This window comes from Yoonia sediminilitoris (assembly GCF_003058085.1).
Lineage (GTDB): Bacteria > Pseudomonadota > Alphaproteobacteria > Rhodobacterales > Rhodobacteraceae > Yoonia > Yoonia sediminilitoris.
The window spans coordinates 30,810-45,237 of the sequence record NZ_QBUD01000009.1 but is presented as its reverse complement, the minus strand read 5'-3'; the positions used below and the strand labels follow the sequence as shown (position 1 = coordinate 45,237).

Sequence of the window (14,428 nt, the reverse complement as noted above, 5' to 3'; positions counted from 1 at the left end):
TCACGACAGCGGCAAAGCGCGCTCCACCAGCTTTGCAAAGAATGACGCGCCCGCAGGGGCGGCCTCATCATCAAAATCATAGGCGGGATGATGCAGTCCCGCAGTATCACCATTGCCGACGAACAAGTAAGCACCGGGCCGTTCCTCAAGCATATAGGAAAAGTCCTCTGCGCCCATCTCGCGTCCGGCGGCCTCATCGACATCGGCAGAGACTTCGCGGGCGACATCGGCAGCGAACGCCGTTCTTGCCGGGTCATTGACCGTGGCCGGATAGCCAACATCATAATTAAACGCGGCAGTCACACCATAGGTCGCCGCCTGCCCGTTCACGATATCTTCCAGCCGGGTCCTCACCATCGCCTGCACCGACTTGTCGAACGTGCGCACGGTGCCGTTCACATAGGCCGTGTCTGGGATGATATTGTCGGCAGACCCGGTGTGAATCTGGGTGACAGAGACCACCAGATCCTTCTGCGCATCATGATTGCGGCTGACGATAGTCTGGATTGCATTGACCATGCCGACAGCCGCAACAATCGGGTCGGCAGTCTCGTGGGGATAGGCGCCATGGCCGCCGCGTCCGGCAATATGGATATGGAACGTGTCCACCGCCGCCATTATTGGCCCCGGCATCGTATGGAATGCGCCCACACCCACCCCCGGCGCATTATGCAAAGCATACACTTCGCGGATGTCAAACCGTTGCAGCGTGCCCTCCTGCACCATAACCTGCGCGCCGCCACCGCCCTCTTCGGCGGGCTGGAAAATCAGCGCAACGCGGCCTTTGAAGTTTCGGGTCTCAGCCAGATAGCGGGCCGCGCCCAGCAGCATTGTTGTGTGTCCGTCGTGGCCGCAGGCATGCATCCGCCCCGGTACGGTCGATGCGTAATCCAGCCCGGTCTTTTCATCCATCGGCAGCGCATCCATGTCAGCCCGCAGGCCGATCGTCGGGCCATCACCCTGACCGTTGATGATCGCCACCACACCGGACGTGGCGATCCCCTCGTGAATTTCGTCCACGCCGAAGTCGCGCAACCGTTCCACAACAAAAGCTGCGGTCTGATGGCAGTCAAACTGCAATTCTGGGTGCATATGCAAATGTCTGCGCCAGGCGGTCATATCATCGGCATAATCGGCGATCCGATTGATTACAGGCATGGGTGGCACTCCGCTATCAGGCTCAATAGGGTGCAGTTGAACGCAACTTACCGGACGACGCAATGGCCCACGACCTTATTCATGATCCAAACGGAGGCATGCCACGGCTGCTCGAAATCATGCGGCGGCTGCGCGACCCGCAAACCGGCTGCCCCTGGGACATCGAACAGGACTTCGACAGTATCGCGCCATACACAATAGAAGAGGCCTACGAGGTCGCCGACGCTATCGCACGCAGTGATTGGGGCGAACTGGAGGGCGAATTGGGCGATTTGCTGCTGCAAACAGTCTATCACACGCAAATGGGGTCCGAGGCCGGACATTTCACCTTTGACAGCGTGGTCAAGGCGATATCGGACAAGATGGTCGCACGGCATCCGCATGTTTTCGGCGACGAATCACGCGATAAATCGGCCGAACAACAGGTGTCTGACTGGGAACGTATAAAGGCGGCAGAGCGGGCAGGCAAAGCCCAGACGCGTACGCTTGACGGGGTGGCAACAGGCCTGCCCGCCCTGACACGGGCGGTGAAACTGCAAAAGCGTGCGGCACGGGTTGGATTTGACTGGCCCGACACATCCCATGTCATTGACAAGATCGTCGAAGAAGCGGGCGAGTTGGTCGAGGCACGCGACAAGCTGACGCAGGATGAGGTCACGGAAGAATTCGGCGATCTGATGTTTGTCGTCGCAAACCTTGCCCGCCATCTGGATATCGACCCCGAAGCGGCCCTGCGCGCCACAAACGCCAAATTCACAAGGCGGTTTGAAGCTGTCGAAGATGCGCTAGCAGATATTGGCAAAACGCCAGCCGACAGTGATCTGGCGGAAATGGACGCCCTTTGGGACGCAGCCAAACTGGCAGAAAAGCAAAAAATAATGTCTGACTAATTTATTCAGGTATTGACCCGACAAAAAGACTCAGGCTTAAGGGCACCATTAACAACGGAGCCTTCATGATGACTATGCGAACCCTTCTTCTTGCAAGCACCTGCGCCGCAATGGCCGCCCCTGCACTGGCAGACGTCAACATCTACACCACCCGCCAGCCCGAACTGATCCAGCCGGTGATGGATGCCTTCACGGATGAAACCGGCATCGCCGTCAATCTGGCATTTGTGGATGACGGGCTTGTCGAACGGTTGAAAGCCGAAGGCGCCCGTTCGCCTGCCGATCTGGTGATGACGGTCGACATTGCCAACCTCAAACAGATTGTTGATGCCGGTGTCGTCCAGCCTGTGCAAAGCGATGTGCTGACCGCTGCCATCCCAGACACTTTGCGCGACTCTGAAAACCGCTGGTTTGGTCTGACGACACGGGCGCGGATCGTCTATGCCTCCAAGGACCGGGTCGCCGATGGCGAAATCACCACCTACGAGGACCTTGCTTCTGACAAGTGGAAAGGCCGGATTTGCAGCCGTTCGGGGCTGCATAATTACAACCTTGCCCTCATGTCCGCAGTGATTGCCCATGTCGGCGAAGAAGCGGCAAAAACTTGGGCTACGGGCGTACAGGACAATCTTGCGCGCAAACCCGAAGGCAACGACCGTGCGCAGGTCAAGGCGATCTGGGCCGGCGAATGCGACATCAGCCTTGGAAATACCTACTATATGGGCAAGATGCTTGAAAATGATGAGCAGATCGAGTGGGCCAACGCCGTCGACATTATCTTCCCGACATTCGAAGGCGGCGGCACCCATGTCAATGTCTCTGGCGTGGCCATGACGACCGCAGCGCCGAACAAAGACAACGCACTGCAACTGATGGAATTCCTCGTGTCGCCCCAAGCGCAGTCGATCTACGCCGAACTGAACTATGAATATCCGGTTCTTGAGGGCGCAGATCTGTCCGATCTGGTCGCCGGTTGGGGGACCTTCACCGCAGACGACACCAATCTGAGCGAACTGGCTGCAAATCGTCCTGTTGCTTTGCGGATCATGGAAGAAGTCAACTTCGACGGATAAGTCTGGACAACAACCCGGCGCTCAGGTTTTCAAAGCAAATGGACAAGAAGACCACCATCAATGCAAACGACCGCCCCATCCGGGCGGTCGTTTTTGATATGGACGGGCTGCTGCTGGATACCGAACGGATTTATTTCGAAGGATACAAACGCACCCGCGCCAGCTTTGATCTGCCCCCCGATGATGCGACCTTCCTCGAGATGATCGGACGCCCTCAGGCTGAAGGACAGGCCGTTTTGCAAAATGGTCTGCAAGGGATCATGAAAGCCGCAGTTTTTGACGCCCGGTGGGCTGTGGAAGTCCGCGCACTGACCCAAGGCCCCCTGCCCGTCAAACCCGGCGTTGCGGCTATGGTCAGCCACTTGCAGGGCACGGGCCTGCCCTATGCCATCGCCACCAGCACCAAGACACCCAACGCCCACAAGCATCTGGCGCAGGCTGGCATCGGTCATCACTTTCCGATCATCATCGGCGGTGATCAGGTGACACGCGGAAAACCCGCGCCCGATATCTATCTGCGGGCAGCCGCAACCCTTGGGATCGCGCCCGCCGACTGTGCGGCGTTCGAGGATTCCGAAAACGGGGTCCGCGCGGCATTGGCGGCAGGCATGACCACGGTACAGGTGCCTGACATCAAACACCCCTCGCCCGACTTCGCGGCCTCTGGTCAACACATAGCGGCGGATTTGGTCGCAGGGGCAAAGCTGTTGGGGCTGATGTAGCGGCGACCGCCGATTCAATTTTCAGATCGACGTTCTTTGACGGTGTAGGCACGTTTCTTCCAGTTTAAATGCGGATGATCGCGAAAAGAGATCCAACCCCCAATAGGGCCGCAATAATGGTGGATTCCACTCAATCCACCCTGATGGAATGAGTTGAAAAGCAACATTCCATTCCGAAGGTCAGCAAAAATCAACTACTCTTCCGGCGCCAACGCATAACGGCCCACCCGCGACAATTCGAGTGAAAGGCCCTAGCGTCTTGGATCACATGGCTTTAACCCTTGCCACCATGATTTACACAACCGCTGACCATTGGCGCAACGCCCCGCAAAAACGTGTCCTGCTGTTTGCTATGTCGGGGCTTGGCAAAACCTATCTGTCCAAAATGCTGCGTGACAGCGGGGACTGGTTTCATTATTCGATCGATTACCGCATTGGCACCCGCTACATGGGCGAACAGATCGCCGACAATGCCAAGCGCGAGGCGATGAAAATCCCATTCCTGCGGGATTTGCTGCGCTCCAACAGCATCTATATCGGGTCCAACATATCGTTCGATGACCTGCGCCCGATGTCGTCTTATCTGGGCAAGCCCGGCAACCCCGACTTGGGCGGGCTGCCGTGGGATGAATATACCCGCAGGCAGGCGCAGTTCGAAGCCGCCGAAGTGGCCGCTCTGCATGACACCGGATATTTCATCGAACGCTCGTATGATCTGTACCAATATCCGCACTTCATCTGCGATACGGGTGGATCAATCTGCGAATGGGTCGATGCGCATGATCCGGATGATCCGATCATGACAGATCTGGCTTCCAGGACCCTGATGGTCTGGATCAAGGGCACCGACGCGCATACCGCCGAACTTGTCCGCCGGTTTGACCGTGAACCCAAGCCGATGTCCTATGATCCCGCCTTTTTGCTGGCAACGTGGCAGGCTTATCTGACGGAATTCAGCACAACGCCAGACAAGGTGGACCCGGATGATTTCATCCGCTGGGCCTTTGCCAAGGCACTGGCCCACCGCCAGCCCCGTTATCAGGCCATGGCCGACCGGTGGGGGATCACGGTACCGATGGATGCGGTCACGCAGGTTCACGATCAAGCGGGATTTGTGGATATGATCGCCGACGCCCTTGAGAAGCACAGCGCACCCACTATTTGATGCACCCAATCAGGACCTGACCGATGCCAATCAAATTGCCTTCCGCCCTGCCCGCTTATGACGTCCTCAGCCACGAGGGTGTCATGGTGCTGGACGAAGATGCCGCCGCCCATCAGGATATCCGCCCGCTGCGGATCGCCTTGTTGAACCTGATGCCCAAAAAGATCGACACCGAAAACCAGTTCGCGCGGCTGATCGGGGCAACGCCGTTGCAAATCGAACTGACCCTGATCCGCATGTCAGAGCATCAGACCAAAAACACCGCCGCCGCCCACATGGAGGAATTCTATCACCCGTTCGAAGAGGTGAAGGACCAGAAATTTGACGGGTTGATCATCACCGGCGCCCCGATTGAGCATCTGCCGTTCGCTGACGTGACCTATTGGCAAGAGCTGACGCAGGTCTTTGACTGGACCCAGACCAATGTGCATTCCACTTTTGGTGTCTGCTGGGGCGGCATGGCGATGATCAATTACTTTCACGGCGTTGAAAAACACCTTCTGAAGGAAAAGCTCTTTGGCTGTCTGCGCCATCGCAATACAGCCCCCAATTCACCTTATCTGCGCGGGTTCTCCGATGATTGCGTGATCCCCGTCAGCCGGTGGACTGAAATGCGCCAGGATGAAATTGATGCCACCCCCGGCCTCAAGACGCTGATTACCAGCGATGAAGCTGGCCCGGCACTGGTCGAAGATCAGGATCACCGTGCGCTCTATATCTTCAACCACTTCGAATATGACAGCGAAACACTCAAGCAAGAATATGATCGCGATATTGCAAGCGGCACACCGATCAATATCCCTGCCAATTACTACCCCAACGATGACCCGACCCAGACACCGCAGAACAGATGGCGCAGTCATGGACATCTGCTTTATGGGAACTGGATCAACCAGATTTATCAGACCACGCCTTTTGAGCTTGAAAAAATTGGGACGTAAATTGATCACAACTGTTACGCTTTGTGCAGTCCTTGCAATTGGAGTGACGGGCTGCGCGCGCTACCGTGCCGCGCAGGCAGAGCAGACCTATCCGCCCGTAGGCCAGTTTGCCGAAGTGACCGGCGGGCAGGTCCACTATGTGCAAAAAGGGTCCGGTCCGCATCTGATCTTGTTGCATGGTGCCGGTGGAAACCTGCGTGAATTCACCTTTGACCTGATGGACCGTTTGACGGACCGCTATACGGTAACCGCCTTTGACCGCCCCGGCATGGGATACACCGACCGCGTACAGGGTGTTGAGACCGGACCAGTAGCCACCGAAGGCGACAGCCCGCTGCAACAGGCCCGTATGCTGCGCGAAGCCGCCACAGCACTCGGCATCACCGACCCGATTGTGGCGGGCCACAGCTTTGGTGGCATTGTGGCTTATGCTTGGGCCGTTGAGGGGCTTGATAGTGACAACCCTGTGAATGCCAAGGCGCTGGTATCGCTGGCGGGGGTTACTATGCCATGGCCCGGCGATCTTGATCCTTACTACACAATCAACGGCAGTGCCTTTGGCGGTCTTGTCACTGTGCCCCTGATCGCGGCGCTGACCCCGCCCAGCGTTGTGCGCAGCCGGATCGAGGGCACATTTGCCCCCCAACCTGCCCCTGATGGCTATGCAGAGCATATCGGCGCCGGCCTGACCCTGCGCCAGGACAGCTTTCGCGCCAATATCCGGCAGGTCAACACGCTGCGCGCCCATGTGGTTGAGTTGTCCAAACGGTATCCCGATTTGACCCTTCCGATTGAAATCGTACACGGAAACGCTGACGATACCGTCCCGATCAACATTCACGCCGAGGTGGTGATCGAAATCGTCCCTTCTGCCAATCTGACCGCGCTTGATGGCGTTGGGCATATGCCCCACCACGCGGCACCTGAGGTTGTGACTACCGCAATCGACCGCGCCGCCACGCGCGCAAAACTACGCTAATGCAAATGTGGCCGCCGCTGGTTTGCCACTTCTGATAAAGCCGAATTGCGCTTGGCGCTGCAAACCCCCATATATGGAGGGACGGATCGGGAGAGCTTTCATGGAATTACCCCACGGTGGTGGTATCAGCCGCTATTTTGAACAGGATGCGCCTGATGACGTACGCGACGCGATCAAAACTGCACGCAAATCCGATATCCTCAATCCCGATTTCCCCTATGACACGCGCTGGAAGCGCAGCAGCTACGAGGAAGCGCTTGAAAAGCTGCAAATCGAACTTGTGCGCATGCAGGCATGGGCCAAGGACACGGGCCAGCGCATTGCCATCGTATTCGAAGGCCGCGATGCGGCAGGCAAAGGCGGCACCATCAAGCGGATTCGCGAAAACCTGAACCCGCGCAACACCAAGGTGGTGGCCCTGTCCAAACCAACCGAAACCGAAGCAGCACAATGGTATTTCCAACGCTATATCGCGCATCTGCCAGCCAAGGGCGAGGTCACGATCTTTGATCGCAGTTGGTACAACCGTGGCGTGGTTGAACATGTTTTCGGATTTTGCACGCCGCAGCAGCGCGAACGCTGGTTCAGCCAAACCCCTGAATTTGAAAGCATGCTGGTCGACGAAGGGATCACGCTGATCAAGATCTGGCTCAACGTCGGGCGCGCCACGCAGCTCAAGCGGTTTCTGGACCGCGAAAAAGACCCATTGAAACAGTGGAAACTGTCATGGATTGATGTCGAAGGACTTGCCAAATGGGGCCCCTACACAGACGCAATTGGCGAAACCTTGCGGCGCACCGATACCCCCGCCGCCCCCTGGACGGTGGTGCGGTCGGATGACAAACGGCGCGCACGGGTGCAGGTGATCAGCAAAATCCTGCATCAGTTGGATTACACCCATAAGAACCCTGCGGCCCTTGCCGCCATCGACACACACGTTGCAGGAGGCATCGACCTCTGGCATGCCTAAGCGTGGGTATCATCACGGCAATCTGCGCGAAGCGTTGATTGCGGGCTGTCTGACGCTGATCGAAAAGCGCGGGCCCACTGGCTTTACCCTTTCTGAGGCCGCGCGCGAGGCAGGTGTGACACCTGCGGCAGTCTATCGCCATTTTGAAGGGCGCGAGGACCTGATCGCCGCTGCAGCCCTGCAAGGCTACGAGATGTTTGGCGACTTGATGGAACATGCATACAACAATGGCCAACCCTCGGCACTGTCCGCATTCGAAGCGACCGGGCGCGCCTATCTGGCCTTTGCGCGCAAATACCCGGGCCATTATATCGCGATGTTCGAATCCGGCATTTCAATCAACCGCACGTCAGAGCTGAACGCGGTCGCGACCCGCGCCATGGGCGTGTTGGAAAAGGCCGCAGAAGAGCTGTCAAAACATATTCCCGCCGAAAAGCGCCCGCCGCCACAGATGTTCAGCGCGCATATTCTGGCGATGTCACACGGCGTCGTTGAATTGTTCGCCCGCTCAAATCCGGGCACGCAAAGCCCTTTCCCCCCCGAGGACCTGCTTGAAACGGGTATCGGCATCTACCTGCGCGGGCTCGGCCTGCTGGACCCTGACAGTTAGGACACGACACAATGGACGGAACGCTCGCTGTAATCTGGTTGCTCACAAGCTTGACTGACATGGGTTTTAACGATTGCCCAACAGGATGTTTGCGCGAAAAAGCCCAGACGCAGCGCCTGTCGTTCAGTGCGGCCGACGTGCAGTTTCAAGACGAGTCGATTAGCGAGGAACTCTATATCGGGCTGGACGCCAACCGCAGTTTTGGCCCGTTCCAACCCACCATGGGCGGGTCGGTCACAAATGATGGCGACTTGTGGTTCGGTGCGGGTGCAAAATGGACGTCGCAGCAGGTCTTTGACGTCCCGCTTTTTGTCGAAACCTCGCTGATGCCGGGGGTTTATAAATCAGGTGATGGGCCTGACATCGGCGGCGCTCTACAGTTTCGCTCTGCCTTTGGGGTCGGATACAGCTTTGACAGCGGGGCGACCCTTACTGTGCTCTATGATCATCGGTCGAATGCCGACAGCCAGCCGCTGAACCCCGGCCTCGAGACGCTGTCGATCCGCTACGCCATTTCGCTCGAATAGCGCGTTTCCCCACAGAATTTGCCCGTTATGTAACCATGGCTCATGATTAATCGATGATTCCCGCGCCTGATTGTTCACTTCGCCGCAACAGGTTTCCATCATCGCCTGCACGGTACTGAATTTTGGGGTAGATGTAACAACGCGTGAAATCCAAGCGATGTATACAGCCAGCGTTGGAGGGCCGATGAAAGATGTATTTCTCAGTCCACAAGCCATCCCGTTTTCTATTGCGCTTCGCACCTGTGCGGGCTTGGGTTTTGCCCTGCCGCCTCTGGCCACGGTCCCTCCAAGCTTTATGCCTTTTCCGAGGGCCTGCTGAAAAAAGGATTGGAGCCGAAGGCCGACAATGCGATCGCAGGTACCGAAAACGCTGACTGCGGACATCAGCAGGAAAAAGCTGGCCATCGCACGTCCGGAGGCCCTGCCCGACGTTATTGCCGAGATCCCCAAACCCGCTGAAAAGATCAATTCGATCAAGATCCATCAGGTCACAGGCATGAACGGCGGCGGTTCAGGTCGCGATGGCATTCGCGTTGCGTCGGTCAATCAGACGCTGGACGGCAACAAGGGCATGGCGTTGCAGATGCCCGCAATGAAAAAGCTGGGCGAAGAGATGGGGCCGAGCCATGAAAGTGGCCTGACAAGATGTTACCAACGGCAGCTTTGACGCGCCGTCACGGTCCGACACTTCTGCGACAAACGACAGCCCTGCCCCCAAAACCACGCCAAAGCCCAAAGCGGAGGCGTAGCCAAACCGTAAGATGGATCTTGATCCATCCTACCTGAAACAAACCATGGCACGCGGGTCCCAAACCACGCGCGTGGGCGCGCCCACCTCTAGAACCGGGCGCCCCATGATGTTTTTCATCGCAATATTCAACGGCTTGTCGCTGCCGGAAATGCGTACATCATAATAGGTCATGTCACCGTAATAGACGACCTCGTCAACGATCCCGTCCAAAATCCGTTTATCCGTGACCTCACCATCAAACAGCAGGCCCAGCGTTTCGGGGCGCATCCCCACCACGGCAGGCCCCGGCTGGACAGGCTCAGGCATTTGATCAAGGGCCAGTTGGACCATGCCGAACCCCTCCACTTCCACGCCGCCGTCGTGCACCTGTGCGGACTGGAAATTCATCTTGCCGATAAACGACGCCACCTGCCGGTTCTGCGGCCGCCGGTAAAGTGTCTCGGCATCCGCCAACTGACCGATGCGCCCCTCAAACATCACGGCGATCCGGTCTGACATGACCAGCGCCTCTTCCTGATCATGGGTCACAAGCACAAAAGTAATCCCCACATGGCGTTGCAGCTTGATCAGTTCCACCTGCATCTGTTCGCGCATCTTTTTGTCCAGCGCCGACAGCGGCTCATCCAGCAGCAGCACCTTGGGCTTCAGGATCAGGGCCCGCGCCAGCGCCACCCGCTGCCGTTGCCCGCCCGACAGGGCGTGTGCCGCGCGTTTGCCGTAACCCTCCAGCCCCACCATCGCCAGCGCTTCGGCAACCATGGATGCCTTGGCATCACGGTTGAGGTCCGCGCGCTTGCGCAGGCCAAATGCGACGTTCTCTGCCACGCTCAAATGGGGAAAGATGGCGTAGGATTGAAAAACCATATTGGTCGGGCGCAGGTTGGCAGGCACATCAGCCATATCCCTGCCACCAATCGTCACAACACCATCTGACACAGCTTCAAACCCGGCAATGGTGCGCAACAACGTGGTTTTGCCGCAGCCTGACGGCCCCAGCAGCGAAAAGAACTCACCCGCTCCGATCTCGAGATCGATATCGCGCAAGGCATGATAGTCGCCGTAGTATTTATTGACGCCTTTCAGCGTGATCAAAGGGGTCACAAGAACCCTCCCTTATCGTTGACGCCCGCCCGCGACATGCCGCGGCGGCGCAGAATTTCGGCGATTGTCAGCAGCAGGATGGACAGGGCCACAAGTAGGGTGCCCAAGGCCATCACTACCGGCAAGGATTTGGGAAACCGCAGCAACCCCCAGATATAGACCGGCAAGGTCGGTTCGGACCCCGACAAAAAGAACGCGATGATGAACTCATCCAGCGAGATCGTGAAAGTAATCAGCAGCGACGCCACAATGCCCGGCATAACCGGCGGCAAGGTAACAAGCCGAAAAGCCGAAAACCGGCTCTCGCCCAGATCCATCGCGGCCTCCTCCATGGAGGGATCGAGATTTTGAAAGGCCCCGTTCAGGATAGCAATGGAGAACGGGGTACAGATCAGCACGTGGGCCGTGATGATGGTCCAGTTGGACAAGCCCAGATCAAGGATCTGGACGACGACAACCAACAAGGATACCGCCACAATGATCTCGGGCAGCACCAGCGGCAGCATAATGAATCCCATGATCCCGGCCTTGGCCGGAAACCGGTACATTGCCCCCGCCCGCGCCGCGCAAATGCCCAGCAGCGTGGACAAAACCGCTGTCATGCAGGCGATAAACAGCGAGTTTTTCAGCGCCGCATGCAGCGCAGTCGTGGTCCAGAGTTCCCCAAACCATTTTGTCGTCGCCCCCGACAGCGGAAAGGCGATGATCGTGGCATCATTGAAGGCAAAGATCGGCAGCAAAGCGATTGGGGCATAAAGGAAAACCAGATATGCTATCGCATAGATACGCAGGCTCATGTGCGGCCCCGCAACCAACGCCGGTTAAGCAAAATCAACACCAGTGAAATCGCGGTAACGGACAACATGGCCACAACAGCCAGCGCCGCCCCGAGCGGCGCATTGTTGAGGGCCAGAAACTGGGTCTGGATCATATTCGCCACCAGCTTGCCACCTGCCCCGCCCATCAGTTCCGGCGTCACATAGTCCCCGATCGTCGGTATAAAGACAATCAGAACCGCAGCCACAACCCCGGGCACCGACAGCGGCAGCGTGACCCGCAAAAATGTCATCAGCTTGCTTTCACCCAGATCTTGCGATGCCTCCAGCAGCGACCGGTCGATCTTTTCCAAGGCCACAAAAATTGGCAGGATCGCAAAGGGCGCAAAGGCATGGGCCAGCGCAATAATCACCGCGTTGACGTTATAAAGGATAAAGGTCAGCGGCTCTTCGATCAGGCCTGCGTTGATCAGCCCGCTGTTGACCACACCGTTATAGCCCAGAATGACTTTCCACAGAAAAACCCTGATCAGGTAGGACGTCCAGAAGGGGATCGTAATCAGGAACAACCAAAGCGATTTACGCGCGGGCCGGACATGAAACGACACGAAATAGGCTACCGGATAGGCAGCGATGACGGTCACGACAGTGACACAGGCCGACACATAGACAGAGCGTCCCAGCAGTGCGCCGTAAATCGGCTTTTCAGCCAATTCGCGATAGTTGTTCAGGGTGAGCGTCGTGTCGACAGTCATGAAATCCTGTGTCCAGAAACTGAACAACACGATGGCCCCCAAGGGCACCGCCAACAGCAGCAGCGCATAGACCAAAGGCGGGCTGACCATCAGCAACCCGCGCCCGCTTTCAGAAGAGGTCATCCATCTCCACATTGCGCGATGGTTCCGCCTGTTGCGGGAAAGATCAATATGAAATCAGACAGCTGCACGAATAATATCGTGATTAATCGGATAGAGTGAATTCTGTGCCATAGTTCGACCAACCGCTGCCCCTATAGGATGGTTAAATGCAATTGAAAGGCCGAAAAATTGATCAAAAACCTTGTATTGTTGGCGCTTTGCCTTCCCTCTTTTGTGAGCGCCGATACGGCCTATTGGGAGTATCGGGACTGGCGGGTCATGGTGGAATCCTTTGATACCGGCGAAGATCACCGCGTCAACTGCACCGCGATGACAGGGGGCGACGGCGACCCCAGTTTGCGGATCGAAATATCAAATGGTGACGCCTTGCCGCCCTCTTATTACCCCGTGCCAGTTCTCTACGAAGGGGCGCCGCGCGGCTATCCGACGATGATGCAGGACGGCCAGCGCGTGTTGTTCACATTCGATGACGCCAGCCTGACCGAAGGGTTCGTCAGCGCAGGGTTTGATGATCAGGGCTTTGCCTGGGCGCAGGCGCATGCTCACGATAGTGACAGCCTTTGGCTGTTGCAGCAGATGCGGCAGCTGAACACACTATGGGTCACGCTTGACGGTGAAATCGTGTACGAGGCATCGCTCAACGGGTTCACCGCCGCCTATGGCAAAATCGCAGAGCAATGCGGTTTTTCCACAGCGGGTGTGATTGATGTGCGCTAGCCTCTATTTGATCCGGCACTCGCTGTAGCGCAGGATCAACAGCCCTTGTGGTCGCGATATATCCGCGGGTTTCGCATCCCCCAGTCGGAAAAAAGGTCAGGCAGGATCGTCCCGAATTGCGCGGTGGCCCTGTCTGGCCCAATTGCCTGTGGGCCGCTGCCGCCAAAGACCGTCGCCACATCGCCAATCTGCGCTGCGGCAATGTCGCTGACGTCCGCGACAATCGTGTTCATCGACACTTTCCCAAGTACCGGCGCCAACTGGTCCCGGATCAGGACAGCCCCACGATCCTGTGCGATCCTGCCGTAACCGCCCGCATAGCCGATGGAAATGCAGGCAAGGCGTCGGTCAGCCTCCAAACGGCTATCACGATCATAGCCGACGCTGGAGCCAGCTGGGTAATCCCCCACCTGAACCACGCGGGCCTGCAATTCCATGGTTGGAAGGAAACCCAACTCCGGCTTCAGAAACCCGTAAAGGATCGCCCCGCAGCGGTACATATCGGTCCCGACAGGGACACCTGAAAGCAGGGTCAGCGTGCTGCCGGCATGGGACAGAAGCGCGGATCGTTCCAGTTGGCTGTTGTCACAGACCCAAGACACCTGCTGTGTGAAAAGCGCAGCACTCTCTTGCAGCGGTTCGGGGTCGTTCGCGGGAAAGTGGGTGCATACGCCAACGATGCGTTGCCCTATTTCATCAAGTATTTGCAGACATTCCTGCTGTCCCGCCTTGGTCGCGATTTCCAATCCATCCCGCGACATGCCATCAGCATTCAAGGCCAGATGCAGGCCAGAGATTGTTTTTGCCGCGCCGTGTATCGCGCGCAGCTGACGGGCCGTGGCAAGAGAGCCCACCTGTTCTTCAACCCCATCCTTCAACGCGCCTTTGATTTCCTGCGGCGTCGCCGCACGCAACCGGATCATTGTACCGGTGAAGCCCGCGGCACGCACTGCACGCGCCTCTGCATTTGACGTGATACCGATGCAAGGTACGCCTTGCTCTCGCAGCAAAGGTACCACCTGTGCGATGCCATGCCCGTAGGCGTCCGCCTTCAAGACCGCGCAGAACCGCACGCCTTGGGGCAAAAGGCCAAGCGCCAGTTCAAGGTTCCTTGAAATCCGGTCCCGGTCTATCAAACACCACGCGCTTGGCTCGGACATCTGCGCCATG

General features: G+C 57.6%; 16 protein-coding genes. 11 read left to right on the top strand and 5 right to left on the bottom strand.

Translation table 11 applies throughout. From position 1 onward, the window contains the following. Complete coding sequence (locus C8N45_RS15615; protein ID WP_108387195.1) at positions 1 to 1,158, bottom strand: M20 aminoacylase family protein; 1,158 nt, start codon at positions 1,156 to 1,158, stop codon at positions 1 to 3. A gap of 62 nt (positions 1,159 to 1,220) precedes the next feature. On the opposite strand from C8N45_RS15615, the gene mazG reads away from it, so the two are divergent. The 10 genes from mazG to C8N45_RS15565 all read left to right on the top strand — a co-directional run bounded on the left by mazG (position 1,221) and on the right by C8N45_RS15565 (position 9,702). Continuing rightward, on the top strand, positions 1,221 to 2,048 hold the full coding sequence (gene mazG, locus C8N45_RS15610; protein WP_108387194.1) for a nucleoside triphosphate pyrophosphohydrolase: 828 nt from the start codon (positions 1,221 to 1,223) through the stop codon (positions 2,046 to 2,048). A 68-nt stretch (positions 2,049 to 2,116) separates the two neighbouring features. Then, positions 2,117 to 3,121: a Fe(3+) ABC transporter substrate-binding protein gene (locus C8N45_RS15605; RefSeq protein ID WP_108387280.1), complete on the top strand. Its 1,005-nt coding sequence runs from the start codon at positions 2,117 to 2,119 to the stop codon at positions 3,119 to 3,121. A gap of 38 nt (positions 3,122 to 3,159) precedes the next feature. After that, a complete protein-coding gene (locus tag C8N45_RS15600) occupies positions 3,160 to 3,843 on the top strand; it encodes an HAD family hydrolase (RefSeq protein WP_108387193.1) in 684 nt (227 codons plus the stop codon). 289 nt (positions 3,844 to 4,132) lie between these two features. Beyond that, positions 4,133 to 5,008, top strand: a complete 876-nt coding sequence (locus tag C8N45_RS15595) for an ATPase (RefSeq protein WP_108387279.1) — start codon at positions 4,133 to 4,135, stop codon at positions 5,006 to 5,008. Positions 5,009 to 5,031: 23 nt separating this feature from the next. Then, on the top strand, positions 5,032 to 5,949 hold the full coding sequence (gene metA, locus C8N45_RS15590; RefSeq protein ID WP_108387192.1) for a homoserine O-acetyltransferase MetA: 918 nt from the start codon (positions 5,032 to 5,034) through the stop codon (positions 5,947 to 5,949). A gap of 1 nt (position 5,950) precedes the next feature. Next, a complete protein-coding gene (locus tag C8N45_RS15585; RefSeq protein WP_245882691.1) occupies positions 5,951 to 6,928 on the top strand; it encodes an alpha/beta fold hydrolase in 978 nt (325 codons plus the stop codon). 100 nt (positions 6,929 to 7,028) lie between these two features. Continuing rightward, positions 7,029 to 7,898 (top strand): polyphosphate kinase 2, encoded by an 870-nt coding sequence (gene ppk2, locus C8N45_RS15580; RefSeq protein WP_108387190.1) that lies wholly within the window; start codon positions 7,029 to 7,031, stop codon positions 7,896 to 7,898. Then, a complete protein-coding gene (locus C8N45_RS15575; RefSeq protein ID WP_108387189.1) occupies positions 7,891 to 8,508 on the top strand; it encodes a TetR/AcrR family transcriptional regulator in 618 nt (205 codons plus the stop codon). The genes ppk2 and C8N45_RS15575 overlap by 8 nt, the downstream gene beginning before the upstream one ends. 11 nt (positions 8,509 to 8,519) lie before the next feature. After that, positions 8,520 to 9,035 carry an acyloxyacyl hydrolase gene (locus tag C8N45_RS15570; RefSeq protein WP_108387188.1) on the top strand — a complete coding sequence of 172 codons (516 nt, stop codon included), beginning with the start codon at positions 8,520 to 8,522 and terminating at the stop codon, positions 9,033 to 9,035. Between the two features lie 346 nt (positions 9,036 to 9,381). Next, entirely contained in the window at positions 9,382 to 9,702 is a 321-nt protein-coding gene (locus C8N45_RS15565; RefSeq protein WP_108387187.1) for a flotillin domain-containing protein, read from the top strand. Between the two features lie 111 nt (positions 9,703 to 9,813). Here C8N45_RS15565 and C8N45_RS15560 read toward each other — a convergent pair whose 3' ends face one another. The 3 genes from C8N45_RS15560 to C8N45_RS15550 are packed head-to-tail and all read right to left on the bottom strand — an operon-like array spanning position 9,814 to position 12,541. Beyond that, positions 9,814 to 10,887, bottom strand: coding sequence for an ABC transporter ATP-binding protein (locus C8N45_RS15560; protein WP_108387186.1), 1,074 nt, complete (start codon positions 10,885 to 10,887; stop codon positions 9,814 to 9,816). After that, on the bottom strand, positions 10,884 to 11,684 hold the full coding sequence (locus C8N45_RS15555) for an ABC transporter permease (RefSeq protein WP_108387185.1): 801 nt from the start codon (positions 11,682 to 11,684) through the stop codon (positions 10,884 to 10,886). Before C8N45_RS15555 ends, C8N45_RS15560 begins: the two co-directional genes overlap by 4 nt. Next, positions 11,681 to 12,541 carry an ABC transporter permease gene (locus C8N45_RS15550; RefSeq protein WP_168769494.1) on the bottom strand — a complete coding sequence of 287 codons (861 nt, stop codon included), beginning with the start codon at positions 12,539 to 12,541 and terminating at the stop codon, positions 11,681 to 11,683. Before C8N45_RS15550 ends, C8N45_RS15555 begins: the two co-directional genes overlap by 4 nt. Before the next feature lie 168 nt (positions 12,542 to 12,709). On the opposite strand from C8N45_RS15550, the gene C8N45_RS15545 reads away from it, so the two are divergent. After that, on the top strand, positions 12,710 to 13,258 hold the full coding sequence (locus C8N45_RS15545; protein WP_108387183.1) for a hypothetical protein: 549 nt from the start codon (positions 12,710 to 12,712) through the stop codon (positions 13,256 to 13,258). A gap of 35 nt (positions 13,259 to 13,293) precedes the next feature. Here the strand turns inward: C8N45_RS15545 and C8N45_RS15540 are convergent, their stop codons facing one another. Further along, positions 13,294 to 14,427, bottom strand: a complete 1,134-nt coding sequence (locus C8N45_RS15540) for an alanine racemase (RefSeq protein WP_108387182.1) — start codon at positions 14,425 to 14,427, stop codon at positions 13,294 to 13,296. Position 14,428: the final 1 nt, after the last annotated feature.

What these genes read in the sequence shown, in the direction of transcription:
- C8N45_RS15600 (WP_108387193.1), top strand. Translation starts at nt 3,160, where the DNA reads ATGGACAAGAAGACCACCATCAATGCAAACGACCGCCCCATCCGGGCG.
- C8N45_RS15575 (WP_108387189.1), top strand. Translation starts at nt 7,891, where the DNA reads ATGCCTAAGCGTGGGTATCATCACGGCAATCTGCGCGAAGCGTTGATT.
- C8N45_RS15550 (WP_168769494.1), bottom strand. Translation starts at nt 12,541, where the DNA reads ATGACCTCTTCTGAAAGCGGGCGCGGGTTGCTGATGGTCAGCCCGCCT.
- C8N45_RS15555 (WP_108387185.1), bottom strand. Translation starts at nt 11,684, where the DNA reads ATGAGCCTGCGTATCTATGCGATAGCATATCTGGTTTTCCTTTATGCC.
- metA (WP_108387192.1), top strand. Translation starts at nt 5,032, where the DNA reads ATGCCAATCAAATTGCCTTCCGCCCTGCCCGCTTATGACGTCCTCAGC.
- C8N45_RS15565 (WP_108387187.1), top strand. Translation starts at nt 9,382, where the DNA reads ATGCGATCGCAGGTACCGAAAACGCTGACTGCGGACATCAGCAGGAAA.
- mazG (WP_108387194.1), top strand. Translation starts at nt 1,221, where the DNA reads ATGGCCCACGACCTTATTCATGATCCAAACGGAGGCATGCCACGGCTG.
- C8N45_RS15615 (WP_108387195.1), bottom strand. Translation starts at nt 1,158, where the DNA reads ATGCCTGTAATCAATCGGATCGCCGATTATGCCGATGATATGACCGCC.
- C8N45_RS15595 (WP_108387279.1), top strand. Translation starts at nt 4,133, where the DNA reads ATGATTTACACAACCGCTGACCATTGGCGCAACGCCCCGCAAAAACGT.
- ppk2 (WP_108387190.1), top strand. Translation starts at nt 7,029, where the DNA reads ATGGAATTACCCCACGGTGGTGGTATCAGCCGCTATTTTGAACAGGAT.
- C8N45_RS15540 (WP_108387182.1), bottom strand. Translation starts at nt 14,427, where the DNA reads ATGGCGCAGATGTCCGAGCCAAGCGCGTGGTGTTTGATAGACCGGGAC.
- C8N45_RS15570 (WP_108387188.1), top strand. Translation starts at nt 8,520, where the DNA reads ATGGACGGAACGCTCGCTGTAATCTGGTTGCTCACAAGCTTGACTGAC.
- C8N45_RS15605 (WP_108387280.1), top strand. Translation starts at nt 2,117, where the DNA reads ATGACTATGCGAACCCTTCTTCTTGCAAGCACCTGCGCCGCAATGGCC.